This is a genomic window from Streptomyces sp. SP17BM10, assembly GCF_036322405.1.
In the GTDB taxonomy this organism is placed as follows: domain Bacteria; phylum Actinomycetota; class Actinomycetes; order Streptomycetales; family Streptomycetaceae; genus Kitasatospora.
On record NZ_JAQYXB010000448.1, the window covers coordinates 1 to 445 of the forward strand.

Genomic DNA, 445 nt, shown 5'->3' on the forward strand with positions numbered 1-445 from the left:
ACGCAGCTGCTGGGCAACGCGGGCTTCGAGACGGGCTCGGCGTCGCCGTGGACGGCGTCGAGCGGCGTGGTCGACAACAGCGCGTCGCAGGCGGCGCACGGCGGCAGCTGGAAGGCGTGGCTGGACGGCTACGGCTCGACGCACACCGACACGCTGTCGCAGACGGTGATGATCCCGGCGGGCTGCAAGGCGACGCTGAGCTTCTGGCTGCACGTCGACACCGCGGAGTCGGGTACCACGGCGTACGACAAGCTGGCGGTGTCGGTCAACGGGACCACGCTGAAGACGTACAGCAACGTGGACGCGGCGGCCGGCTACCAGCAGCGGACCTTCGACCTGTCGGCGTACGCGGGCAAGAGCGTCACGCTCAAGTTCACCGGCACCGAGGACGCCTCGCTGCAGACCAGCTTCGTGATCGACGACACCTCCATCCAGACCGGCTGAC

Annotated in this window: 1 pseudogene; it reads left to right on the plus strand. The window is 69.0% G+C overall.

The annotated features are described in order from the left end of the window. A pseudogene (locus PUR71_RS05240) lies at nucleotides 1-444 on the plus strand (hypothetical protein); the annotation flags it as partial. Between the last annotated feature and the right edge of the window lies 1 nt (nucleotide 445).